This is a genomic window from Stenotrophobium rhamnosiphilum, from assembly GCF_003052265.1.
Classification (GTDB): domain Bacteria; phylum Pseudomonadota; class Gammaproteobacteria; order Nevskiales; family Nevskiaceae; genus Stenotrophobium; species Stenotrophobium rhamnosiphilum.
This window is the reverse complement of the sequence record NZ_QANS01000002.1, coordinates 362,273-385,189: the sequence shown is the minus strand read 5'-3', so window position 1 is coordinate 385,189 and position 22,917 is coordinate 362,273. Positions and strand designations below refer to the sequence as shown.

General features: G+C 54.9%; 19 protein-coding genes. 18 read left to right on the top strand and 1 reads right to left on the bottom strand.

The annotated features are described in order from the left end of the window. Positions 1-19: 19 nt before the first annotated feature. From bamA to CJD38_RS05655, 18 genes are all read left to right on the top strand, one after another. On the top strand, positions 20-2,308 hold the full coding sequence (gene bamA / locus CJD38_RS05745; protein ID WP_240783538.1) for an outer membrane protein assembly factor BamA: 2,289 nt from the start codon (positions 20-22) through the stop codon (positions 2,306-2,308). Between the two features lie 156 nt (positions 2,309-2,464). Next, positions 2,465-2,989, top strand: coding sequence for an OmpH/Skp family outer membrane protein (locus CJD38_RS05740; RefSeq protein ID WP_146165931.1), 525 nt, complete (start codon positions 2,465-2,467; stop codon positions 2,987-2,989). A gap of 121 nt (positions 2,990-3,110) precedes the next feature. Continuing rightward, positions 3,111-4,157 (top strand): UDP-3-O-(3-hydroxymyristoyl)glucosamine N-acyltransferase, encoded by a 1,047-nt coding sequence (gene lpxD, locus CJD38_RS05735; RefSeq protein ID WP_107939354.1) that lies wholly within the window; start codon positions 3,111-3,113, stop codon positions 4,155-4,157. Next, complete coding sequence (fabZ, locus tag CJD38_RS05730) at positions 4,150-4,620, top strand: 3-hydroxyacyl-ACP dehydratase FabZ (protein ID WP_240783537.1); 471 nt, start codon at positions 4,150-4,152, stop codon at positions 4,618-4,620. The genes lpxD and fabZ overlap by 8 nt, the downstream gene beginning before the upstream one ends. A 2-nt stretch (positions 4,621-4,622) precedes the next feature. Further along, positions 4,623-5,417, top strand: a complete 795-nt coding sequence (gene lpxA / locus CJD38_RS05725; protein WP_240783536.1) for an acyl-ACP--UDP-N-acetylglucosamine O-acyltransferase — start codon at positions 4,623-4,625, stop codon at positions 5,415-5,417. Between the two features lie 8 nt (positions 5,418-5,425). Continuing rightward, the gene (gene lpxB, locus CJD38_RS05720) at positions 5,426-6,565 is read left to right on the top strand and encodes a lipid-A-disaccharide synthase (protein WP_107939351.1); all 1,140 of its coding nucleotides are present in this window, start codon (positions 5,426-5,428) and stop codon (positions 6,563-6,565) included. Positions 6,566-6,567: 2 nt separating this feature from the next. Beyond that, complete coding sequence (gene rnhB / locus CJD38_RS05715) at positions 6,568-7,179, top strand: ribonuclease HII (protein WP_107939350.1); 612 nt, start codon at positions 6,568-6,570, stop codon at positions 7,177-7,179. After that, entirely contained in the window at positions 7,152-10,763 is a 3,612-nt protein-coding gene (gene dnaE, locus CJD38_RS05710; RefSeq protein WP_240783535.1) for a DNA polymerase III subunit alpha, read from the top strand. The genes rnhB and dnaE overlap by 28 nt, the downstream gene beginning before the upstream one ends. A 7-nt stretch (positions 10,764-10,770) precedes the next feature. Further along, on the top strand, positions 10,771-11,748 hold the full coding sequence (locus tag CJD38_RS05705) for an acetyl-CoA carboxylase carboxyltransferase subunit alpha (protein WP_107939349.1): 978 nt from the start codon (positions 10,771-10,773) through the stop codon (positions 11,746-11,748). Positions 11,749-12,622: 874 nt separating this feature from the next. Next, positions 12,623-13,933, top strand: coding sequence for a tRNA lysidine(34) synthetase TilS (gene tilS, locus CJD38_RS05695; RefSeq protein WP_107939347.1), 1,311 nt, complete (start codon positions 12,623-12,625; stop codon positions 13,931-13,933). Between the two features lie 27 nt (positions 13,934-13,960). Further along, complete coding sequence (locus CJD38_RS05690; RefSeq protein ID WP_107939346.1) at positions 13,961-15,589, top strand: 3-(methylthio)propionyl-CoA ligase; 1,629 nt, start codon at positions 13,961-13,963, stop codon at positions 15,587-15,589. A 132-nt stretch (positions 15,590-15,721) separates the two neighbouring features. Then, entirely contained in the window at positions 15,722-17,434 is a 1,713-nt protein-coding gene (gene pyrG, locus CJD38_RS05685) for a CTP synthase (protein ID WP_107939345.1), read from the top strand. Beyond that, entirely contained in the window at positions 17,431-18,264 is an 834-nt protein-coding gene (gene kdsA, locus CJD38_RS05680) for a 3-deoxy-8-phosphooctulonate synthase (RefSeq protein WP_107939344.1), read from the top strand. Before pyrG ends, kdsA begins: the two co-directional genes overlap by 4 nt. Positions 18,265-18,307: 43 nt before the next feature. After that, positions 18,308-19,591, top strand: coding sequence for a phosphopyruvate hydratase (gene eno / locus CJD38_RS05675; protein WP_107939343.1), 1,284 nt, complete (start codon positions 18,308-18,310; stop codon positions 19,589-19,591). A gap of 9 nt (positions 19,592-19,600) precedes the next feature. Further along, positions 19,601-19,876, top strand: coding sequence for a cell division protein FtsB (gene ftsB, locus CJD38_RS05670; protein WP_107939342.1), 276 nt, complete (start codon positions 19,601-19,603; stop codon positions 19,874-19,876). An 18-nt stretch (positions 19,877-19,894) separates the two neighbouring features. Further along, entirely contained in the window at positions 19,895-20,605 is a 711-nt protein-coding gene (ispD, locus tag CJD38_RS05665) for a 2-C-methyl-D-erythritol 4-phosphate cytidylyltransferase (protein ID WP_107939341.1), read from the top strand. Further along, positions 20,602-21,093, top strand: a complete 492-nt coding sequence (gene ispF, locus CJD38_RS05660) for a 2-C-methyl-D-erythritol 2,4-cyclodiphosphate synthase (RefSeq protein ID WP_107939340.1) — start codon at positions 20,602-20,604, stop codon at positions 21,091-21,093. The genes ispD and ispF overlap by 4 nt, the downstream gene beginning before the upstream one ends. A gap of 27 nt (positions 21,094-21,120) precedes the next feature. After that, positions 21,121-21,753, top strand: coding sequence for a TetR/AcrR family transcriptional regulator (locus tag CJD38_RS05655; protein ID WP_240783534.1), 633 nt, complete (start codon positions 21,121-21,123; stop codon positions 21,751-21,753). 598 nt (positions 21,754-22,351) lie between these two features. Here CJD38_RS05655 and CJD38_RS05650 read toward each other — a convergent pair. Beyond that, positions 22,352-22,894, bottom strand: a complete 543-nt coding sequence (locus tag CJD38_RS05650; RefSeq protein ID WP_107939339.1) for a Smr/MutS family protein — start codon at positions 22,892-22,894, stop codon at positions 22,352-22,354. Positions 22,895-22,917 lie beyond the last annotated feature (23 nt).

Genomic DNA, 22,917 nt, shown 5'->3' with positions numbered 1-22,917 from the left:
ACGCGGAACTACTAGAACAATGAGATTCAGCAAGACCGCTTTGTTGACCGCGGTAGCAGCTCTGCTGCTAGCGGGACAAGCCTTCGCGTTCAGCGCGTTTACGATTAAAGAGATTCGCGCTCGTGGTCTTGAGCGTCTCGATATCGGCACCGTACTGACGTATCTGCCCTTGTCTGTTGGTGACGAGCTTAACGACACCACCTCGCGTCAAGCGATCCGTGCGCTCTACCAGACCGGGCTGTTCCAAGATGTTCAGTTGGAACGTGACGGCGATGCGCTCGTTATTGCGGTGAAAGAGCGTCCTGCAATCACCACGTTTAAGATCGAAGGCAACGACAAGATCGGCGGCGATGAGCTGAAGAAATCGCTGAAAGATCTCGGCATGGCCGATGGCGAGTTGTTCAAGCGCGAACTGCTCGATCAAGTGGAACAAGAACTGCGTCGTCAGTACTACGCCAATGGTTATTACGATGTTGCTATCGATACCAAGGTAAAAGACGAATCCAATAATCGCGTGTCGGTCAACATCAAAGTGACTGAAGGTAAAGTCACCAAGATTAAAGACATCAACGTCATAGGCAACAAGGCCTTCAAGACGAAGGATTTGTTAGCGCAGTTCAAGCTTGAACGTACGCACTGGATTCCGTTTCAGAAGACCGACCGTTACTCCAAGCAGCAGCTCGGTGGCGACTTGGAAGCACTGCAGTCTTATTACCAAGATCGCGGCTATCTGAAGTTTGATGTGCGCTCCGTGCAGGTTGCGCTGACGCCAGACAAAGAATCGATTTACGTCACGATCAACGTTGATGAAGGTTCGGTCTACAAAGTTAAAGGCCACAAGTTCTCGGGTGAGATTATTCTCAACGAGACATTCTTGAATGTTCTGCTCTCAACGCCAGATGGCAGCACCTTCTCGCGTAAAGAAGCCACCGAAAGCGCAAATCGTATTGAAGCTGCGCTGTCTGATATTGGTTATGCCTTTGCCAAGGTCACGCCGATTCCGGATGTGGATGAAGAAAAGAAGCTGATCACGATTAATTACTACGTTGAGCCGGGCAAGCGCGCGTATGTACGCCGCATTACTTTTGCTGGCCATGGCACGACTAACGATGAAACGCTGCGTCGCGAAATGCGCCAGCTTGAAGCTTCACCATTCTCCAAGAGTGCTGTTGAGCGTTCACGCGTACGTTTGACTCGCTTGCCGTTTATCGAAGAAGCAGAAGTCGATACCAAACCAGTAGCGGGTTCTGATGATTTGGTTGATATCGCATTCCGAATCAAAGAACGTGCGCCTGGTTCTGTGCAGTTTGGTGTGGGTTTCTCGGGTTCTCAGGGCTTCCTGATCAACGGCAGCCTCACGCACACCAACTTCTTGGGTACGGGTGATCGCGTTGAATTGGCGCTGGATCACAACGCTATTTCTAAGAGTGTGAACCTGTCGCTTACCAATCCTTACTTCACCGCTGATGGCATTAGTCAGACGGTGGGCCTGTCCTATCGCAATTCGAAGTCGGTTATTCGTAATGCATCGGGCTTCAATTCGAATGTGATGGCTGCCAACCTGACTTACGGTATTCCGTTGTCAGAATTCGCAGCTCTGCGTTTGGGTGCCTCTGTAGAGCAAACCGCGATTACAACGTTTGCAAATACGCCTCGTGAGCTCGCAGAGTTCGTTGAGGAAAACGGAACGGTGTTCACGAACGTTCAGTTGCGTACCGGTATTAGCCGCGATACGCGTAACCGCACTTTCTTTGCTAACTACGGCTCTCTGAATCAATTTGACGTCGATGTTTCTGTCCCGGGCAGCGATTTGCTTTATTACACAATGAGCTACCGTGGGCAGGCGTATCAGCCGCTGTTCTGGAAGTTCTTGCTGGAAGCGAATGCTTCGCTCGGCTTTGTTGATTCATTTGGTAAAACAAAGATCGTGCCTCCATACGAAAACTTCTTCGCCGGTGGTTCACGCACGGTTCGTGGTTACCGCGATGGTGAGCTGGGTCCTAAGGACGAGTTCTTGAACCCATTCGGCGGCAAGTTCCGCACAACGGCGCAGATGAATATGATCATCCCAATGCCGATTGAGTCGGATGGTAAGTCGACACGTTTGGCACTGTTCTATGACATCGGTAACGTGTTTGCTGAGCGTCAGGATTTCGCCATTAATGAATTGCGCTATACGGCAGGCATCAACTTCCAGTGGTTCACGCCGTTCTTGGGCCTGCTCGATTTAAGCTATGCATTCCCATTGAACGAAAAGCAGGGTGACAGAATCGAAAGATTCCAGATCAACTTCGGTACGGGCTTCTAAGCCGTCCCACGCTGATCTGCCAGCTACGAAACGTTATATTTTATTAAATTTATTTAAGATCACAGATAGTTATTCACTTTAACTTTGATCAAAACCGCAGGTGCGGACGGCCTAAAGGCCGCACCGCACCGTTTACAGCAAGAGGAAAAGAAGCAAATGAAACTCCTGAATAAGACTCTGACTGCAGCCGTTATCGGCGCTACCGCCTTGATGATCACGGGCACGGCGCAGGCCGAAGTGAAGATCGCCACGATCCGTGTGGCTGACGTTGTGCAGCAGTCGCCGCAGTTCAAGGCCGGCGCTGACAAAATCAAAACCGAATTCGATCGTCGCAAGAATGACCTCGAAGCCGAGATGAAAAAATTCCAGGCTGATGCGGCCAAGTACCAGAAGGAAGGCTCGCTGATGAGCCCAGCCGACGTTGCCAAGACCGAGAAAGATCTGAGCGCACGTCAGGTTGATATCCAGTACAAGCAGCGCCAGTTCCAGGACGACTTCAAGGCTCGTGACACGCAGCTCACCACCGACATGATGAGCAAGATCAAGGCTGTGATCGAAGCCGTTGCCAAGGAAAAGGGCGTTGACGCTGTTCTTCAGGACCCTGTCTACGCGACCGCCGCTGTAGACATCACCGACGCAGTGCTGAAGCGCCTGCAGTCGACTCCAGCCGCCGCTAAGTAAGTTTCTGCATCACCGCACGCCGCTCCTTCCTGAGAAGGGAGGAGCGGCGTTGCGCGTTTGATGACGCCTTCGTTTATCCTTGCCGCAGGCGCGGAAGTAGCGCTAATAGGCCCTAGACCCCATGTCACACACTCTTGGCGAAATTGCAGCACGCTTCGGCCTCGAATTAAAAGGCGACGCGAGCATTGTCATCAGCGGCGTTTGCTCGCTGTCTCCTGGCAAGCCCGGCTGTATTGGTTTTCTGAACAACCCTAAATTCCGTCCACAGCTTGCGAGCACGCAGGCCGGTGCGGTGATTGTGGGCAAGCGTGATGGTGCAACGTTTACCGGCAATGGTCTGGTTGCGCCTGATCCTTATCTCGCATTCGCGCGCATCGCAGCGCTGTTTGATCGCAGCCGTGATTTTGAGCCGGGGATTCATCCCAGTGCCGTCATCGCAGCTGATGCCCAGTTGGGCGAGGGCAGCTGTGTCGCCGCGCAGGTGGTGATTGAGTCGGGCGCTGTGATTGGTGAGGGTTCTTACATTGGTCCCGGTAGCATCATTAGCCGTGGCGCACAGATTGGTAAGAAAGCATTTCTGGTCGCGCGTGTGCACATCGGGCACGACGTTCGAATTGGCGAGCGTTGCCAGTTTCAGCCGGGTGCGGTGATCGGCTCGCGTGGTTTCGGCAATGCGCCGAGTCCAACCGGTTGGGTGGAAGTGCCGCAGTTGGGCACTGTCGTGATTGGCAACGATGTTGAAGTCGGCGCCAACACCACGATTGATCGTGGCGCGATTGAAGACACGGTGATTGGCGATGGCGCACGCCTCGACAATTTGATTCAGATTGCACACAACGTGCATATCGGTGCGCATACCGCGGTGGCTGCTTGTACGGGAATTGCGGGCAGCACAAAAATTGGTTCACGCTGCATGATTGGTGGCGGCGTTGGTATTACAGGTCACATTGAGATTGGCGACGATGTCATCGTCATGGGCTTTGCCATGGTCACCAAGTCCCTCCCATCGAAGGGGGTCTATGGATCTGGTTTGCCGGTAGAAAATGCCAGGGAGTGGCGCAAGCAAGTGGCGCGTGTGCGACGCTTGGATCGATTGGAGCAAAGACTCCGCCATGCTGAGAACAAACTCGGCATTACAAGCAAAGCCGATGAGGGCGACAGTGAATAACACGATTTTTGATATCCGCGAGATCATGGGCATGTTGGCCCACCGCTATCCTTTTTTGTTGGTGGATCGTGTCATTGGCTACGAGCCGGGCAAATCCATGACGGCATTAAAGAATGTCACCATGAATGAGCATTTCTTTCTGGGCCATTTCCCCGGCCTGCCAACAATGCCCGGTGTGTTGATGGTGGAAGCCATGGCACAGGTTTGTGGTCTCTACACCTGTCAGGAGACTGGCCTGCGCGCCAATTCCGGCAAGATTTTTTACTTTGCAGCAATTGAAGAGTGCCGCTTCAAGCGCATCGTTGTTCCTGGCGATCAGCTCATACTGAAAATTGAGTTCGAGAAGCAGAAGCGCACCGTATATAAATTCAAGGGAACGGTTCATGTCGGCGATGAGATCGCTTGCGAAGCCGGGTTGACCTGCGTCATCAAAGACGTTGATCGTGGCGAAGAGGGCAAGTGAGCGTGAGCACCGTATTAATTCATCCCACTGCGATTATTGATCCCAGCGCCAAGCTACATGCCAGCGTAGAAGTTGGTCCGTACACCATCATCGGCGCAGGCGTTGAGATCGGCGAAGGTACGTGGATTGGTCCGCATGTGGTGCTGACCGGGCCGATGATCATCGGCAAGAACAACAAGATTTATCAGTTCGCCTCCATCGGCGAACTCTCGCAAGATCTCACTGCAACGCGTGATCAGCCAACCAGCACGGTGATTGGCGACAACAACGTGATCCGCGAATACGTCACGATTCAGCGCGGCACGATGAAAGAAGCCGAGCTCAAAAACGGCGAGACGCGCATCGGCAATCAAAACCTGATCATGGCGTATTGCCATGTTGCGCATGATTGCTGGATTGGTGACGGCAACATCTTTGCCAACAACACCAGCCTCGCTGGCCATGTGCATATCGGTAACACGGTGGTGATGGGCGGTTTCACCTTGATCTATCAGTTCATGAAGATCGGCGACCATGCATTCACCGCATACAGCTCAGCAATCACCGGTGATGTGCCGCCATTCGTAACCGTATCTGGCAGCCCAGCTGAGCCACGCATCATCAATAAAGAAGGCCTCAAGCGTCGCGGCTTCACGTCGGACGATATGGGCAAGATCGAAGATGCGTTCAAGCTGATCTATCGCTCAGGTAAGGTGTTGGCCGATGTCAAAATCGAGCTGGCGGAAATGGCCAAGGATTCGGTGCACGTGCAGCAGATGCTGGACTTCATCAACACTTCGCGCCGGTTGGCGCGTTAATCCCTGCTATGCGTTTTGCACTGATCGCCGGCGAACTTTCCGGGGACATCCTCGGCGCCGCGCTGATCACTGCACTGAAAGCACGCTATCCAGACGCAACGTTCTATGGCGTTGCAGGCCCGCGCATGATTGCGGCAGGTTGCGAACCGATTGCCAGCATTGAAGAACTTTCGGTGATGGGCTTTGCCGAAGTGATCAAGGTGCTGCCGCGTATTCTCAAGCTGCGCGCTTCAGTGATTGAACGCTTGTCGAAAGACAAACCAGACTGCGTGATTGGCATTGATGCGCCAGATTTCAATCTCACCGTCGAGCGCCGCCTGCGTGAGCAAGGCATTAAGACTGTTCACATGGTTAGCCCGACAGTGTGGGCTTGGCGACAGGGCCGCGTGAAGGGCATCGCCAAATCTGTTGATCTGATTCTGTGTTTATTTCCGTTTGAGCCTAAGTTTTACGCAGAGCACGATGTGCCTGCGGCCTACATCGGTCATCCGCTTGCTGATGAATTGAACGATGCAACCACGCAAATTTCCGCGCGTCGCGAGCTGGGTTTGCGTGAAGACGGTCCACTCGTCGCCGTGTTGCCCGGCAGTCGCGGCGGCGAGTTGAAATATCTAGGTGAAACATTTGCGCAAACAGCTGCGTGGTTGCAGCAACGTGTGCCCGGTGTGCGTTTCGTAACGCCTGTCGCAAAACCAAAACTGCGAGCAGGCATGGAGCAAGCGATTGCTCAGCACGCGCCCGGTGTTGAATGGACGCTGCTCGATGGCCAATCGCGCGAAGCGATGCGCGCTGCCGACGTCGTATTGCTCGCATCGGGTACCGCAACTTTGGAGTGCTTGCTGTTAGGCCGCCCGATGGTGGTGTCTTACCGCGCATCCTTCCTCGCTAAAGTTATTTTGCGTTGGATTGGTTTGCTGAAAACACAGTTCGTGAGCTTGCCGAATATTTTGTCGCCGAAGCCTGTCGTTGCTGAACTCTTGCAAGAAGAAGCAACGCCTGCGCTGTTGGGCCACGAGGTTTCTTACTTGCTGCGCAATCCGCTGATGCGTGAGCAGCAACTCGAGCAGTTCACGATTGTTCGCAATGAACTCAAGCGTGATTCCGCAGCACTAGCTGCTGATGCCATCGCCAAGTTGTTAGCGAAATAATCATGCAATCTTCAGCCAGCAGCCAGATTGATCTATTAGCGCCTACGCGAATTGTTGCGGGCGTTGATGAGGCAGGGCGTGGCTGTCTCGCTGGGCCGGTGTATGCAGCGGCAGTCGTGCTTGATCCGAAGGTCGAGATCAAAGGTCTTAACGATTCCAAAAAACTTTCTGCTGCTGCGCGCGAAAAACTCTTCGACAAGATTCAGCAGGGCGCTTTGTCGTGGAGTATCGCTCGCGCCGAAAGTCACGAGATCGATAGCATTAATATCTTGCAGGCCTCGTTGTTGGCGATGAAGCGTGCAGTCGAAACGCTGACGCATGCGCCGCACGAGGCGCTGGTCGATGGCAATCAAGCGCCGAAGTTGAACTGCAAAGTCACGACGATTATTGATGGCGATGCGCTGGAGCCTGCAATCATGGCCGCCAGCATTCTGGCCAAGGTTGCGCGTGATCGTGAGATGGAAAGGCTTGATGCAGAGTTTCCTGGGTATGGATTCTCCAAGCACAAAGGCTATGGCACTGCGCAGCATATGAATGCGCTGCGCGAACTGGGTGTCACTTCAATACATCGCATGAGCTTTGCGCCATGCGTGAAATTTGCGACGGCACGATGAGCTTCGTTCATCTCCGACTGCACACTGAATTCTCGCTGACCGACGGCATCGTTCGCGTTGAGCCACCACGTCGCAAGGGCGGTGGTAGCGGCGCGACGTTGACCGTGCGCGCAGCAGAACTAAACTTGCCTGCGGTGGCTATTACTGATCGCAACAACCTCTTTGCGATGGTGAAGTTTTACAAGGCCGCTGAAGGTGCTGGCATCAAACCAGTAGTGGGTGCCGATGTCTGGTTGGAAGAACGTGTGAAGGGCGATGGCCCTGAACGTCTGACGCTACTGGTGCAAAACGATCTCGGCTATCGCAATCTCACACGCATCATTTCGCTTAGCTATACCGATGGTCAGGCAAAGGGCTCTCCGCTGGTTCGTCGTGAGTGGCTCACGGCTTATAACGAAGGTCTGATTGCACTGACCGGACGTGATGGCGCGATCTACCGTTCACTGTTGGCCGACAATGTTCAGTCGGCGCTAGAAGCCGTCAAAGAGCTTCGTGCGAATTTTGAAGGGCGTTTGTATCTTGAAGTTGCACGCTGCAAGCGCCCCAATGATGAAGAATGGGTTCGTGCCGCAACGCTGCTCGCACGCCATGTTGGATTGCCTCTCGTCGCAAGCAACGACGTACGCTTTTTAAATCGTGACGAGTTCGAAGTACACGAAGCACGTGTCTGTATTGCGCAGGGCCGCATGCTCAATGACGAGAAGCGCCCACGTGAGTACACCGAGGAGCAATATCTCAAGAGCGCAGATGAAATGCGCGAGTTGTTTGCAGACTTGCCTGAAGCCGTTGAGAACACGTTAGAGATTGCGCGCCGCTGCACGCTGACGATGACCTTCGGCGTAAACCATCTGCCGCAGTTCCCGGTTCCAGAAGGCGATACCACCGATACGTATCTGCGTAAACGTGCGTTCGAAGGTTTGGACTGGCGCCTGACACAAATCACCGCAGCGCAGCCTGTTGATGTGTATCGCCAGCGTCTCGATTACGAGCTTGGCATCATCGAGAAAATGGGCTTTGCCGGTTACTTCCTCGTGGTGGCCGATTTCATTGAGTGGGCCAAGAAGAATGGCTGCCCTGTGGGTCCGGGCCGCGGTTCCGGCGCAGGTTCACTCGTCGCGTACACCATCGGCGTGACGGACCTTGATCCGCTGCCGTACAACTTGCTGTTCGAACGCTTCCTGAATCCGGAACGTGTATCGCTGCCAGACTTCGACGTCGACTTCTGCATGGACAATCGTGATCGCGTGATCGCGTATGTGTCGGAGAAATACGGCCGCGATCATGTGGGCCAGATCATCACCTACAGCACGATGGCCGCACGCGGTGTGGTGCGTGACGTGGCGCGTGTGATGGGCCATCCCTATCGTGTGGGCGACACGATCTCCAAGCTCATTCCCAATACTCCGGGTGCAACCCTCGCAGATGCTCTGGACGAAGTGCCCGAGCTAAAGCGTCTTTACGACACCGACGAAGAAACGCACGCGGTGCTTGATTTAGGTCTCGCACTCGAAGGCGTCACGCGCGGTGTTGGTGTTCATGCGGGTGGCGTGGTGATCGCGCCAAAAGCGCTGACCGCATTTGCACCGCTGTTCTGCGAACCGGGCGGCGAGGGCATGCGCACCCAGTTCGATATGAAAGATATCGAAACCGTCGGCTTGGTGAAGTTCGACTTCCTCGGCTTGAAGACGCTGACGATTATTCAAGAAGCAGTCAACCTCATTAGTGAAGGTCGCGGTGAAACCATTGATGTATTGCAACTGCCGCTGACGGACGCAAAGACTTACGAGCTTTACGCATCAGGCGGAACTGGCGCGGTATTCCAGATGGAATCTCCGGGCATGCAGAAAGCTTCGCGCGATCTGAAGCCAGATACGTTTGAAGACATCATCGCGCTCGTGTCGCTGTATCGACCAGGTCCGATGGACATGATCCCGGAATACTGCAAACGTAAACGCGGCGAAATGCCGATCGTCTATGAGCACCCGGATATGGAGGTCGTGCTGCATCCGACCTACGGCATCTTCGTGTATCAAGAGCAGGTGATGCAGATGTCGCAACGCCTCGCCGGCTACACGCTGGGCGGCGCTGACTTGTTGCGTCGTGCGATGGGTAAAAAGATCGCCGCGGAAATGGCCAAGCAGCGCACCGTATTTACGGAAGGCGCGGTTGGACGTGGCGTGACGACTGAAGTCGCCACGACAGTGTTCGACTTGATGGAGAAGTTCGCTAACTACGGCTTCAACAAATCACACGCTGCGGCTTACGCACTGGTTTCATACCAAACCGCGTGGCTGAAAACGCATTACCCCGCAGAGTTCATGGCGGCAGTGATGTCCTGCGATATGGACCACACGGAAACCGTTGTGGCCATGTTGGAAGAGTGCAAGCGCATTCATCTGAAGGTGCATGCGCCGGATGTGAATCGCAGCTTCTTTAAATTCACGGTGCCTTCACCGGGCGAAATTGTTTATGGCCTTGGTGCGATCAAGGGCGCAGGCGAAGCAGCGTTGGCAGGCATTGTTGCTGATCGACAAAAGAACGGACGCTTCCAAGATATTTTCGATTTCTGTCGCCGCATCGATTTGAAGAAAGCCAACAAGCGCGTGCTTGAAGCGCTGATCTTCTCGGGTGCAATGGACAGCTTGGGTCTCAATCGCGCATCGCTGCTTAAAACTTTGCCCAAAGCAATTGCACTTGCTGAGCGTGCGACTGAAAGCGCTAACAGCGGTCAAAACGAATTGTTTGGTCTCGGCTCATCAACGCCGAAAGCGGAAGAGCGCATCGAATCTGAATACGTTGATGAATGGTCGATCCGCGAAAAGCTCACGCATGAGCGTGAAACGCTGGGCTTCTATCTGTCTGGACATCCAATCGAAGCCTACCTCGATGTGATCGCGCAGATCTGTTCTGGCCGTATGGCTGAATTGATCGCTGGCATTCCGCCGCCGCTGCCACCCGGCCCCGATGGCAAAACCAAATGGCAGCCGCGCAGCAAGCAGATGTTCGCTGCTTGGGTCACTGATCTGCGTTTCTTCAAAGGCGATAAAGACGATAAATCTGGTCGAGCCAGTTACAAGGTCACGCTGAATGATCAAGGCTCGCTGATCTCCACGTGGATTGATGCAGACAAGTGGCTCAAGTACCAGCCCTTTGTGCGGGTCGATCAATTAATTTTCGTGATTGCTGAATTCGGCATGTCCGTGGCCAAAGACGGCCGCGAGGCCGAGCCGCGCATCTATAACCCGGATTTTCTCGAGCCCGGCGCGCTAATGGCGGACTACGCCACGCGCCTCACAATGGACTGGAAGCGTCCGGCGCCAGATGTCGTCCTGTTGCAAAAAGCCCTGACCCCGTACCGTTCTGCGCAAGGCGCGCCTGTGACGGTCAACTACCTCAATGCCCGGGCAAGTGCCACGCTCGAATTCGGGCAGGACTGGCGCATACGCGTTCAGGACGAATGCTTGGCCGCTCTACACCAACTTTTGGGCCCGAACTGCGTTAAAGTGCAGTTCCGCCGCTATACGCCGCCCGCTTCAGAACGCCGCTTTGAGCGCTCGTTCAGCGGTGGTTCTGACGACGAATAAATTACTTATGAACCTGAACTATCTAGATTTTGAACAGCCCGTTGCAGAACTTCAGCAGAAGATTGAAGAACTGCGTCACGCCACCGCCGGTAGCGAAGTCAGCCTCACGGAAGAAATCGCGCGCTTAGAGCAAAAGAGCAAGGAGCTGACCGAGCAGGTCTTCTCCAATCTCACGCCTTGGCAGGTCGCGCAGATGGCACGCCATCCGCATCGTCCTTATGCGCTCGATTACATCAAGACCATCTTCACGGATTGGGAAGAGCTGCACGGCGATCGTCACTATCACGACGATCCCGCAATTGTTTGCGGCGTCGCTCGTCTCGAAGGCCGCGCCTGCGTTGTGATCGGCCAACAGAAAGGTCGCGATGCCAAAGAACGCGTCTATCGCAACTTCGGCATGCCCAAGCCTGAGGGCTATCGCAAAGCGCTGCGCATCATGCAGCTCGCAGAAAAATTCAATCTGCCGATCATCACTTTGATCGACACGCCGGGCGCGTATCCGGGTATTGACGCTGAACAGCGCAATCAATCAGAAGCCATTGCACGCAACTTGATCGAACTGTCGAATCTGCGTACGCCAGTTTTGGCGACGGTGATCGGCGAGGGCGGTTCTGGTGGTGCACTCGCCATCGGCGTGGCTGACCACGTGATGATGTTGCAACACAGCATCTATTCCGTGATTTCGCCAGAAGGCTGCGCTTCGATTCTGTTCAAAGACGCAGGTCGTGCATCAGAAGCTGCTGAGGCGATGAAGATCACTGCCAAGGATTTGTTTGGCCTTAAGTTGATCGACGAAATTGTGCCTGAGCCACTGGGCGGAGCGCATCGTGATGTTCCATTGATGATGAGCACGCTGAAGCAGAAGCTCATCACCAATCTTGAACGTTTGCGACATGTACCGATGACGCAGTTGTTGGCAACGCGTTATGACCGACTAATGTCTTATGGCACGTATGACACGGCGCCGGTGGCGAAGTCGGCTTAATTGATTTGCTGCCTCACCGTAGCGAGAGGGATTGAGTAAGAGAGAAACGCGCCGCAAGGCGCGTTTCTTTTTTTGTCTGTCATGCCCGCGTAGGCGGGCATCCAGTTTGTCTTTTGAGCTAGTGCCTGTTGTTCTTTGAAGTGGCGTGTTTCGCACGCCGTGCGAGTTACTTTCTTTGCTTGTGCAAAGAAAGTAACCAAAGAAAACACACCCTGCGTACGCGCTCCCACAAAAAGACGTGGGAGTTCCCTGTGCTTCTCGTCTTGGCCGGGGTGCGTGACAGGACATCCCTGTCCAGACACGCACGCTTCGGCATCCTGCCTACGCCCGCGCTACTCGCGCGGCTATTACCGGCCAAGCCTGCGATGCTCGGCGCTGCCGAAGGGGCCCGACATCAAAAGCAAAGCGACTCTTGCTGTGAATGTGGAGAGGATCGCCTCAATGGCCGCTTCTATTCTTGAGAACAGTAAAAGTGTTGGCGGCACTTTTGTCCGCATGAAGAGCGACATCACGGCTCATTCGCTCGCTAGCTGATGAGATGTACAAGTGGCTTTGCTTTACCGGGTTCCCTTCGACAACGCCGAGCATCACAGCACTGATCGGTTAAATGCCGACGCTTGCGTCGGGCGAGGCAGGAGCCGAGCGTGCATGCCTGGCCATGGATGGCCTGTCATGCACCCCGGTCAGTGCGAGAAGCGCAGGGAACCGGAACGCTTTTTGTTCCGGCGTAGTCGCAGGGTGCCCTTTCTTTTGGTTACTTTTCTTTGGGCACGCAAAGAAAAGTCACTCGCGCCACAGCGCGAAAGACGTCACTTCAAAGAGGAGCAGGCAGTAGCCAAAGGCCACAAAGGAAATAGGCGCGGATGCGGCCCTGATGCGCTACCCTTCAACCGTGAAATCTCCAGCCAAAATCCCATCGCTACTACCAATGCCCGCATCGCCCAAAGGCGCTCGCGTATGGCTGGCCTTTAGCGGCGGTTTGGACTCCACAGCGCTACTGCACTTGCTGCACGCACAAGGCATCAAAGGTTTGCACGCGTTACACATCCATCACGGCCTGCAAGAAACCGCCGACGCGTGGGCCAAGCAATGCCAAGCGCAATGCCGAAAGCTGAAAGTGCCTTGTGAAGTGCTGCACGTAAAAATCGATCCGACCGACGCCTCAGGCCCTGAGGCTTCAGCGCGTATGGCGCGTTACAACGCTTTGCGTTCAAAGATGCGCGCGGGTGATGTGTTGGTGACCGCGCACCATCGTGATGATCAGGCTGAAACCGTGCTGCTGCGTTTGCTGCGTGGCGCAGGTGTTGCCGGGTTGGCAGCGATGCGACCAGTGACTGTATTTGCACCGGGCACATTGTGGCGTCCTTTGTTGCAAACGCCGCGTACAGAGATTCTGGCTTACGCAAAAAGCGCGAAGCTGAAATGGATTGAAGATCCACATAACTATTCACCGCGTTATGCGCGCTCGTATCTGCGTCAGGATGTGTTGCCGCGCTTGCGTGAGCATTGGCCGCAAGCGGATGTAAGTCTTGCGCGCGCAGCAGAGCATTGCGCGGAGGCCAATGAACTGTTGGATGAGTTGGCGCAGCAAGATCTTAAAACGCTGCAACGCAATGAAACACTCAGTGTTGTTTCATTGCAAAACTTAAGTACCGCACGTCGCCGGAATGCCATACGCTATTGGTTGAATGAGCGAGGTTTCGAAGCGCCTGCTGCTGCGATGCTGCAACGCTTGGAGCGCGAAGTTTTACAGGCACGTATTGATGCGCAGCCGCTGCTGAACTGTGGTGCGTATGAATTCCGTCGTTATCGCGATGAGTTGTATGTTATGGCGCCGTTACTGAAGGCGCCGCACGATGTTGAGTTGCAGTGGGATGGTAAAGGTCGACTTGAGTTGCCAGAAGGTTGTGGTGCGCTGACGTCCAGTTCGCGCAAGCCGCTGCCGCATCTCTTAACAATTCGCTTTCCAAGCGGTGGCGAAACTCTCCGAACGGGTGGGGCGTCTCGCACGCGAACGCTGAAGAATCTTTTTCAAGAAGCTGCTGTCCCACAATGGCAGCGTCTAAGAACGCCGCTGATTTATTCAGAAGGACGTTTGGTTTCTGTAGCGGATCGCTGGCTTGGCCCGGAATGGTCTGCAGAATTGGCACGCCGTAAGCTCCGCATTACATGGAGCGACGTTTAAAAAGTAGCACCAAAAATATAAGAGGAGATGCACATGCTGGGTCAGATGATGAGTATGCCGTTGATGATTTCGTCGCTGGTGAAACATGCGGATCGTTATCACGGCGATGTTGAAATTGTATCGCGTCGTTGTGAAGGTGATATTCATCGCTATACCTACAGCGATGCCCATACACGCTCGCGCAAGCTGGCCAATGCGCTGAAGCGTTTGGGTGTGAAGTCGGAAGATCGCGTGGCCACGTTGGCATGGAACGGCTATCGCCATTTCGAACTGTATTTCGCCGTCTCCGGATCTGGCGCGATCTTGCACACGGTGAATCCCCGTTTGTTCCCTGAGCAACTCGGCTGGATCGTTAATCACGCTGAAGACAAATACGTCTTCTTCGATCTGTCCTTTGCTCCGCTGGTTGAAGCGCTCGCACCTCACTGTCCAACGGTGAAGGGATGGGTGGCACTGACGGATCGTGCGCATATGCCCACGATCAAGGGCGTGACGCCGATCTGCTACGAAGAATTATTGGAAGCCGAGAACGACACGTTTGAATGGCCGAGCTTTGATGAAAACACCGCCGCAGTGCTGTGCTACACATCCGGCACGACGGGCAACCCCAAAGGCGTGCTCTATAGCCATCGCTCGACGATCCTGCATGCCTATGCCACCTGTCTGCCGGACGTGATGTGCCTGTCCTCGCGCGATGTGGTGTTGCCGGTGGTGCCAATGTTCCACGTCAATGCTTGGGGCTCGCCGTATTCCTGTTCCATGGTCGGTGCCAAGCTGGTGTTCCCCGGCCCGGGCCTCGATGGCGCTAGTCTCTATGAGTTGTTTGAATCGGAAAGCGTGACCTTCTCAGCCGGCGTGCCGACGGTCTGGCTCGGCCTGTTGCAGCATCTTCAGAAGAACGGCCTGAAATTCCGCAAGCCTTGGCGCTCGGTCGTCGGTGGTTCGGCATTGCCGCCTGCGCTGATGAAGGCCTTCAAGGACGACTACGGCGTCGAACTCAGCCAAGGCTGGGGCATGACCGAAATGTCGCCGCTGGGCACTTACAACACGCTGAAAGAAAAGCATCTGAAACTGAGCGCGGACGAGCAGTTCGCGATCCGCACCAAGGCTGGTCGTGTGATTTACGGTGTTGACCTCAAGATTGTGGACGCCGATGGAAAGGAACTGCCGCGTGACGGCAAGGCTTTTGGTGACTTGCTGGTCAAAGGCCCGTGGATCATCGACCACTATTACCGTGGCGAGAACAGCCCGCTGGTCGACGGCTGGTTCCCGACGGGCGACGTCGCCACCTTGGACCCGGATGGTTATATCCAGATTACCGACCGCTCCAAGGACGTGATCAAGTCCGGCGGCGAGTGGATTAGCTCGATCGATCTGGAAAACGTCGCCATCGGCCATGCGGCGGTACAAGAGGCGGCCGTCATCGGCATTTATCACCCCAAATGGGATGAGCGCCCGTTGCTGATCATCGTCAAAAAGCCGGGGCAGGAAGTGACCCGCGAGGAACTGCTCAAGTTCTACGAGGGCAAGATCGCCAAATGGTGGATGCCGGACGACGTCGCCTTCGTCGACCAGTTGCCGCACACCGCCACCGGAAAGCTGCTGAAAACCAAGCTGCGTGAGGATTTCAAAGGCTACAAGCTGCCCACAGCCTAAGCTCGAATGTTGATGGGCCGTCGCCCGGTCTGCACTGAAATGCGGCCGGGCGACATTTTTTGCACCAACACGGGTGCAGATCACCCTGCTGCTAGCGTAAAATAACGTCTTACGAACTAGAACAGCTCACTCATGACCGCCGAGACGAATACGCGCTACATCTTTGTTACTGGAGGCGTGGTGTCCTCGCTAGGTAAGGGTATCGCCGCTGCCTCGCTAGGCGCGATCCTTGAATCGCGCGGCCTCAAAGTCCACATCATCAAGCTCGATCCGTACATCAATGTCGATGCGGGCACGATGAGTCCGTTCCAACACGGCGAAGTCTTTGTTACTGAAGATGGCGCTGAAACGGACTTGGATCTGGGCCACTACGAGCGCTACCTGCGCAGCAAGACCAGCCGCAAGAGCAACGTCACCACTGGCCAGATCTATCGCAACGTTCTTGAGAAAGAACGCCGTGGCGATTATCTCGGTAGCACCATCCAGGTGATTCCGCACATCACCGACGAAATCCAGACCCGCATCCGTATCGCCGCACAGGGCGCTGATGTTTGCATGGTGGAAATCGGCGGTACGGTGGGCGACATCGAATCGCTGCCTTTCCTTGAGGCAATCCGTCAGATGGCGGTTGAACTCAATAACGGCAGCAATCAGAAGAATGCGCTGTTCATGCACCTCACGCTGGTGCCGTTTGTAAAAGCTTCCGGCGAGCTCAAGACCAAGCCGACGCAGCACTCTGTTAAAGAGTTGCGCTCGATTGGTATTCAGCCAGACGTGCTGCTGTGCCGTACTGAGCGTTCACTGCCAGAGTCCGAGCGCCGCAAAATTTCGCTGTTCACCAACGTGCCGAATCGCGCCGTTATCTCGGCTGTGGATTTGGACGATATCTACAAGATTCCGGGCTGGCTCAATCAGCAGGGTTTGGACGATTTCGTCGTCGAGCATTTTGGTCTGGAATGCCGTCAAGCCGATCTGAGTCAGTGGGAGCGTGTGGTTAATGCGCGCACAGCTATGGATACCGAGATTGAAGTCGCGATGGTCGGCAAATACGTCGATCTCGCAGACGCCTATAAATCTATCAACGAAGCGCTGTACCACTCCGGTCTACACACGCGCACGCGCGTGAAGATTCGCTATGTGGAATCCGAAGCCGTACAAGGCCAAGGCACACGCTTGTTGCAAGGCGCTGACGCCATCCTCGTTCCCGGTGGTTTCGGTGAGCGCGGTGTAGAAGGCAAGATTGCCGCTGCACGCTATGCACGTGAAAACAAAATTCCATACTTGGGCATTTGCCTCGGTATGCAGGTTGCTGCGATTGAATTCGCGCGCAACGTTGCAGGTCTCGAAGGCGCGCACAGCACTGAGTTCGCGCCCAAGTCGCCGCATCCGGTTATTGCACTCGTCACTGAGTGGCGTGATGCCGCAGGCTCAGTGCAGCAGCGCAGCTCGCAGTCCGACAAGGGCGGCACGATGCGTTTGGGTGTGCAGACTTGCCGCCTCAAAGCCGGTTCCAAATCACGTGCGTTGTATAACGCTGAACTGATTAGCGAACGTCATCGTCATCGCTACGAGTTCAACAACAACTATCGCGAGCAGCTGACGCAGAAGGGCATGGCGTTGGTCGGTGAATCAGAAGATGGTTCGCTGATCGAAATGATCGAGCTGCCAGATCATCCTTGGTTCGTGGCTTGCCAGTTCCATCCAGAATTTACATCGACGCCACGTGACGGCCATCCGCTGTTCGAAGGCTTCGTCAGTGCCGCGCGTGAGTATCATCTTGCCAATCAGGCGGGCAATCCAAACAGCGCTGGCGCTTCAGCCAGCAATAAGGTGAAAGCAGCATGAAGCTTTGTGGCCACGATGTAGGTATTGAACATCCGCTCTTCCTGATCGCAGGCCCAGACACGCTGGAATCTGAACAGCTCGCACTCGACGTCGCTGGCTACATCGCGCCGCTGTGCAAGAAGCACGGCATTCTCTACATCTTCAAAGGCTCGTTCGACAAAGCCAACCGCACCTCTCACAAGAGCTACCGCGGCCCCGGCATTGAAGAAGGCCTGAAGATCATGGAGAAGGTCAAAAAGCAGATCGGCGTGCCAGTGCTCACCGACGTGCATGAAGACACCCCGCTGAACGAAGTCGCTGCTGTGATCGACGTGATCCAGACGCCAGCCTTCCTCTGCCGTCAGACCAATTTCATGCAGAACGTTGCCAAGACCGGTCGTCCGATCAACGTCAAGAAAGGCCAGTTCATGTCGCCATGGGAAATGGGCAACGTGATCGAAAAAATGAAAGCCGTTGCACCGCATCAGTTCATGCTGTGCGAGCGTGGCTTCACCTTCGGCTACAACAATCTCGTCGCTGACATGCGTGGCCTCGCCATCATGCGCGAGTACGCACCGGTGGTTTTCGACGCGACCCACACCGTGCAGTTGCCCGGCGGTCAGGGCAATGCTTCTGGTGGTATGCGCGAAATGATTCCAGTGCTCGCACGCGCCGCTGTCAGCGCTGGCGTTGCCGGCGTGTTCATGGAAACGCACCCGCGTCCTGATGAAGCTTTGTGCGACGGCCCGAACTCGCTGCCACTCAAGCATATGGACTCGCTGATCGAAACCTTGGTGGAGCTGGATCGCGTTACCAAGAAGAGCGGTCTGCTCGAAACGAAGCTCAAGTAAGAACTCATTACCTCGTCACTCATCGAAGAAATCTAACTTAAACATGTCAAAAATTACTGAAGTCACAGCGCTGGAAATTATCGACTCACGCGGCAATCCGACGATTGAAGCAGAAGTTGTTCTTGAATCCGGCGCACGTGGTCGTGCGGCTGCGCCATCGGGCGCGTCGACCGGTACTCGCGAAGCCGTTGAGCTGCGCGATGGTGACAAGAAGCGCTTTGGTGGCAAGGGCGTTCGCAAAGCTGTTAAGCACGCTGAAGGCGAAATCGCTAAAGCTGTGATTGGTCTCGACGCACAGCGTCAGGGCGACCTCGACCAGCGCATGATTGATCTCGACGGCACGCCTAACAAGGCACGTCTCGGCGCCAACGCAATTCTTGCGGTGTCGCTGGCTGCTGCTAAAGCGGCTGCAGAAGAAAATTATCTGCCGCTGTATCAGCACCTCGGCGGCATCTCCAGCGTAACGCTGCCTGTGCCGATGATGAACGTCATCAACGGCGGCGCGCACGCTGACAACAACGTCGACATTCAGGAATTCATGATTCTGCCAGTCGGCGCGTCGAGCTTCTCCGAAGCACTGCGTCAGGGCACGGAAATTTTCCACACGCTGAAGCAGGTTCTGAAAGCACGCAAGCTCAACACCGCAGTGGGTGACGAAGGCGGTTTTGCCCCAAACCTCGCTTCCAACGTTGCTGCACTCGATTGCTTGATGGAAGCGATCGACAAGGCTGGCTACAAGGCAGGCAAAGATATTTATCTCGGCCTCGACGTTGCTTCCAGCGAATTCTTCAAGAACGGCAAATACCACCTGCACGGCGAAGGCAAAGAATTCACGCCGGACCAGTTCACCGATTTCCTCGCCAAGATCTGCGCCAAGTATCCAGTGATCTCGGTTGAAGACGGCTGCGCCGAAAACGATTGGAAGGGTTGGGAACTGCTGAGCAAGAAGCTTGGTAGCAAGGTGCAGTTGGTTGGCGACGATTTGTTCGTTACCAACACCAGCATCCTGTCGAAGGGTATTGCCAAGGACATCGGCAACTCGATCCTGATCAAGCCGAACCAGATCGGCACGCTGACCGAAACGCTGGAAGCCATTCAGATGGCAACCGACGCCGGTTACTCCAGCGTAGTTTCACATCGCTCGGGCGAAACCGAAGACAGCACGATTGCAGACATCGCAGTCGGCACCGCCGCCACGCAGATCAAGACCGGCTCACTGTGCCGCTCGGATCGTATGGCCAAGTACAACCAGCTGCTGCGTATCGAGCGTCAGCTCGGCAAGCGCGCACGCTACCCCGGGAAGTCGGCTTTCCCGGTCAAGATATAAGACGAAGTCATGCCCAGATTCGCCGTCATTCTGTTAGCCCTGCTTCTGGCAGGGCTGCAGTGGCGACTCTGGGTTGCTGACGGCGGTATCGCGCACACGCATCGCCTGCAAGTGCAGGTTGATGAGCAACGCGCTGAAAATGAAAAGCTGAAAGTGCGCAATGCTGCGCTGGATGCTGAAGTCGCTGATCTCAATTCCGGTGTACAAGCCATCGAAGCGCGTGCGCGTACAACGATGGGCATGATCCGCCAGGGTGAAACGTTCTACCTCGTAGTCGAACCCTAGAGTTGGCGTGACAACACTGTGAATCAAACTCCTCGTTATTGGGCCGTCATTCCTGCTGCTGGCGGCGGCACGCGCATGGGCCTTAATCGCCCCAAGCAATATCTGCCGCTGCGTGGCCGCACGATTTTGGAATGGAGCCTTGCGTCGTTTCTTGATCATGATCATATCGACGGCGTGGTGCTGGTACTGGCCAAGAACGATCAGGAATATTCCAAGCTACCGATTGCACGCCATCCCAAAATCGTGACGACGCATGGTGGTGTTGCGCGTGCTGATTCTGTGCTCGCAGGACTGGAAGCTGTTGCTGCGCGTACGCAAGGTTTCGAAGAAGTTTTCGTGATGGTTCACGATGCTGCACGTCCTTGCGTGGAGTGGGCGGATATCGAACGCCTGCGTGAAGAAGCCGATGACGAACACGGCGGCCTGCTCGCATTGCCAGTGACCGACACGCTGAAAAAATCCAAACAAGGCAAAGTCAGTTCGACGGTTGATCGTGAATTTATCTGGCGTGCACAAACGCCACAGATTTTCAGACTCGATTTGCTGATGAGTTCCCTTAAGGAATGCGCCGAGCGCGGCCTTGAAGTGACCGACGAAGCTAGTGCGATGGAACGTGCCGGCTATACGCCGCGTCTCGTTCGCGGTCGCGACAGCAACATCAAAGTCACCTACGCAGAAGACCTCGCCGTTGCCGAATTCTGGCTGGCGCGACAGGAGCAGCAACCGTGAACGCATTCAGTCTTCGCATCGGTCATGGTTTTGATGCGCATCGCATCGAAGCAGGCGAGGGCGTTACGCTCGGTGGCGTCTGGATTGAGTGCAAGTACCGCATCATTGCTCACTCTGACGGTGACGCGATGATTCACGCGCTCTGCGATGCACTGCTTGGCGCGATTGGCGGCGGTGATATTGGCAAACTGTTCCCAGACACCGATGCGCAGTTCAAAGGCATCAACAGCCGCGAATTGCTCAAAGAAGTGATGTCACGCGTCAAAGCCAAAGGTTTTGCTGTGGTCAATGCAGATCTAACGCTGATTGCGCAGGTGCCACGCGTGTCGCCGTACACGCAGGCGATGCAGGCTGTGTTGGCACAGGATATGAGCGTAAGCGTTGATGTTGTTAACGTTAAAGCCACCACCAACGAAGGCATGGGCCACATCGGCCGTAAAGAAGGCATCGCGGCACACGCCGTTGTCCTTTTAGGCCCCGCTAGCTAGAGCGAGTGGCGAGGGTATACTGCAATCATGCTGGATATTCTTAAACCGACTGAAGCTCGTAAACGCGGCATGCGTCTAGGCCGTGACACGCGCGAAGAAATTCTCAACGCCGCAGAAGAACTTCTGCAGCGTCGCGGCTACAACGCCTTCAGCTATCAGCACATCGCCGTGCAGCTCGGCATCCGCAATGCTGCGATTCATTACCACTTCCCAGGTAAAGAAGATCTCGGCGTTGCCTTGGTTAAACGCTATCGCCAACGCTTTCGCGATTGGACCGATGAAGTCGCACGTTTGAGCAACGCTTGGGATCGTCTCAACGCGCATTTTCAAACTTACGTTGAATACGCAGTTGCAGGTTCAAAGATTTGTCCCGGTGGTGTGTTGAGTAGTGAGTTCGAAGCAATCCCAGAAGTCATGCGTCACGAAGCGCGTTTGCTGATGCGTGAAATTTTTGAGTGGTTGATTGAGACGCTGGACGCGGGGCGTGCGCAAGGTAGCCTCAATTTCATCGGTGACTCTCGCCACAAAGCTGTCGAGATCGGCGCTGCGCTACAAGGCAGTTTGCAGATTGCGCGTATGGCGGGGGAGGAGCGGTTCCATCAGGTCTTGCAGCAGCTAGCGCTTGAGTTGCGGCATTCGAGTGCGGATTCGCTGCCCTGATTTTGGGTTTTGTGAGCGCTTCGCGGGCTACTACCTGTTCTGATTGAGACGGCGTGTTCCGCACTGTGGTGCGGGTTACTTTCTTTGCTGGTGCAAAGAAAGTAACCAAAGAAAGCACCTCAATCCACTTGTGTCTTTAATAGGATTGGGGTTGATACGTTCGCCATTCAATTTCTCGATGTGAGAAACGGGTAACCGCTTCAGCATTTGTGCGAACGATGAATTCGCGCGGCTCATTCGTTATAAGCGGCAACCAACTAAGGATTGTCATCCCGAACGCAGTGAGGGATCTTGCTTTGAGAGTTACAGCAAGATCCTGAAGTGTTGTATCGAATGAGCCGAGCTGCCGCGATTGCTAAGACTAAATGCTGAAGCGGTTACCTGTTTCTTGCATTAAGAGTTAATGCTGCAAACGTATCAGCCCCATTCCCAAACACCGTAAAAGTGGGCTGGTGATGTTTCTTTGGTTACTTTCTTTGCGCCAAAGAAAGTAACCCGCACCACAGTGCGGAACACGCCGTCTCAATCAGTACAGGCAGTAGCCTCGCGCAGCGCGTAAAAAGCCAGAACTGGATTCCCGCCTTCGCGGGAATGACAGCTAGCTAGTCGACCGTAGCAATACGTAAACAGCCCCAGTGCCGCCATCCACTGGCCGCGCCGAACAAAACGCCAACACATCCTTTCGCTTGCGCAACCAACTATCCAAATGCGTTTTGATCACCGGCCCACTATTCGGTGATCCATTCCCCTTGCCATGAATGATCCGAACACTGCGATAGCCTCGATCCTGACAATGCGCGAGAAACTCCGTCAGTACTAGCTTCGCTCCTGCGCGATTGAAACCGTGCAGATCCAGTTCTGACTGCATGTGAAATTGCCCGCGCCGCAGTTTGCGGAATACGCCGTCTTGCAGACCTGGGCCTTGATAGATCAGCGTGTCGCCGCTCTCCAGCATGTCTGGTTCTGGATCGTTCAGTAGCTCAGCAAGTACGGCGCGCTCGTCCGCTTCTTTTTGCAGTGGTCGAGCAGAAGGTTTGGGGCGTTCGTGCGCGTGATGGCTGACAGCCAGTGGTTTGACGCCCGCGATGGCCGCGCGGAATAGCTCCGCATCATCTCCATCGTCCGGCAATTTCTTCGTCATTCCGAGTCCTGCTGGACCGCGTT

Excerpts from the sequence above, each read along its gene's own strand:
- bamA (WP_240783538.1), top strand. The coding sequence starts at position 20 with ATGAGATTCAGCAAGACCGCTTTGTTGACCGCGGTAGCAGCTCTGCTG.
- CJD38_RS05740 (WP_146165931.1), top strand. The coding sequence starts at position 2,465 with ATGAAACTCCTGAATAAGACTCTGACTGCAGCCGTTATCGGCGCTACC.
- lpxD (WP_107939354.1), top strand. The coding sequence starts at position 3,111 with ATGTCACACACTCTTGGCGAAATTGCAGCACGCTTCGGCCTCGAATTA.
- lpxB (WP_107939351.1), top strand. The coding sequence starts at position 5,426 with ATGCGTTTTGCACTGATCGCCGGCGAACTTTCCGGGGACATCCTCGGC.
- rnhB (WP_107939350.1), top strand. The coding sequence starts at position 6,568 with ATGCAATCTTCAGCCAGCAGCCAGATTGATCTATTAGCGCCTACGCGA.
- dnaE (WP_240783535.1), top strand. The coding sequence starts at position 7,152 with ATGCGTGAAATTTGCGACGGCACGATGAGCTTCGTTCATCTCCGACTG.
- CJD38_RS05705 (WP_107939349.1), top strand. The coding sequence starts at position 10,771 with ATGAACCTGAACTATCTAGATTTTGAACAGCCCGTTGCAGAACTTCAG.
- tilS (WP_107939347.1), top strand. The coding sequence starts at position 12,623 with ATGCGCTACCCTTCAACCGTGAAATCTCCAGCCAAAATCCCATCGCTA.
- CJD38_RS05690 (WP_107939346.1), top strand. The coding sequence starts at position 13,961 with ATGCACATGCTGGGTCAGATGATGAGTATGCCGTTGATGATTTCGTCG.
- pyrG (WP_107939345.1), top strand. The coding sequence starts at position 15,722 with ATGACCGCCGAGACGAATACGCGCTACATCTTTGTTACTGGAGGCGTG.
- kdsA (WP_107939344.1), top strand. The coding sequence starts at position 17,431 with ATGAAGCTTTGTGGCCACGATGTAGGTATTGAACATCCGCTCTTCCTG.
- eno (WP_107939343.1), top strand. The coding sequence starts at position 18,308 with ATGTCAAAAATTACTGAAGTCACAGCGCTGGAAATTATCGACTCACGC.
- ftsB (WP_107939342.1), top strand. The coding sequence starts at position 19,601 with ATGCCCAGATTCGCCGTCATTCTGTTAGCCCTGCTTCTGGCAGGGCTG.
- CJD38_RS05655 (WP_240783534.1), top strand. The coding sequence starts at position 21,121 with ATGCTGGATATTCTTAAACCGACTGAAGCTCGTAAACGCGGCATGCGT.
- CJD38_RS05650 (WP_107939339.1), bottom strand. The coding sequence starts at position 22,894 with ATGACGAAGAAATTGCCGGACGATGGAGATGATGCGGAGCTATTCCGC.